Annotated in this window: 2 protein-coding genes; one reads left to right on the top strand and one right to left on the bottom strand. The window is 65.8% G+C overall.

Annotated features, from left to right (window positions below; translation table 11 throughout):
• On the bottom strand, nt 1-471 hold a 471-nt coding region (locus ACP7AD_RS18510; RefSeq protein WP_426166397.1), incomplete at its 3' end, for a CBS domain-containing protein.
• Between the two features lie 136 nt (nt 472-607).
• Here ACP7AD_RS18510 and ACP7AD_RS18505 point away from each other — a divergent pair.
• Nucleotides 608-1,325, top strand: a 718-nt coding sequence (locus ACP7AD_RS18505) for a cation-transporting P-type ATPase (RefSeq protein ID WP_426166394.1), incomplete at its 3' end; no start/stop codon positions are given.

Here is a 1,325-nt window from a genome sequence, read left to right as displayed (position 1 = left end):
GTCGCCAAAACTCACGCCGCGTAAGCCGGGCTGGGTGTTGCTGATCGAATAGAAAATCGCGGTCGTCGCCTTGCCCATCAGCGTTGTCGGTCCGACGACGCCGACCAGCCGGCCGGCTTCATCGACCACCGGCATCGAGGCCACATGGTGGTGCAGCGCAATTGAGGCCATCAGCTCCTGGTCAGCACCCGGCAAGACCGTAGGTCCATCGCGCGCCGCCACCGTGCCCAGCGCCGTGGCGTCTGGCAGGGCCGGCAATTCCGAGGCGGTTAGCGTGCCCAGCAGGCGCCCGTCGCCGTCGACCACGCACACGAGATCCCAGCCCCTGAGACCCTGCTGCCGGATGCGTTGGCGAACAACTTCGGCGGTCTCGGCGTAGTCAGCCCGCAAGGCGTGGGGGCCGATCCGGTCAGCAGAGCTTTCACCGGGCGGTGCGGCCAGGGGCACAGCGGGCATTTTGATTTGGCTCATCAGGACGAAGCAGTCATTGGCGCATAAACCCACAATTCTTGTTTGATTGTAGGTATTCAAAAGTGCCGTAGGCCGGCCCCGTACCGTTGTGGGATTGTCATGGTTCTGTCACACTGACGGTCTATGGTTTCTTGAAATGCCCGTTATCGAGCGCTATGCCATCACCACTTCCAGGAACAGTTGCGGGGTGCGAGTGCGGGTACGCGGCCTGTTGCGCAATTCTGCACTGGCGGGCCGGCTCACATCGTCCGGCATCGAAGCCCTGAGTATCCATGTCGAAACCGGTTCGGTGCGCGTGCCGCTGACGCCGGACCGCGACGAGGCGTTCTGGATCGACTGGCTGTCGGCGACCGTCGAGGCGCATTTCGGCAGCCCGGCGTTGGCCCCTTCGCCAACGGCAATGCGGCAATCCGAGCCTGCTCCACGTTCACAGGCAGCGCCTCCTTCGCCGTCAATGCTAGGAGCCGCCCACGGCGGAGCGGAGACACCGCACAGTACACCGATCGGCCGGCTACTTGCCGATCTCGGCGGCGTCCGGTCACTCGATGTCGAGCGCGGCTTGACACCCGACGACGCCCATGCGCGTCTCATCCAAGGGGGACCGAATGAGATCCGGGACATCACGGGACGCAGCACTGCAGAGATCCTGCTCGGCCAGTTCCAGTCAGTGCCCGTGGCGCTGCTCGGCGGCTCGGCCGGCCTGGCGCTGGCCACGGCAGCGTTGGCCGATGCAGGAGCGATCGGCGCCGTACTCGCTGCCAACGCGGCCCTCGGCTTCGTTACTGAACGGCGCGCCGGAATCGCTGCCGCCGCCAGCCCCACGCCGCAGGCCACCACCGACGCCAGCAGCACCA

The sequence above is a fragment of the Polaromonas sp. DSP2-3-2b2 genome (assembly GCF_049895905.1).
Classification (GTDB): domain Bacteria; phylum Pseudomonadota; class Gammaproteobacteria; order Burkholderiales; family Burkholderiaceae_C; genus Polaromonas.
This window is presented reverse-complemented; position numbering and strand designations above follow the sequence as displayed.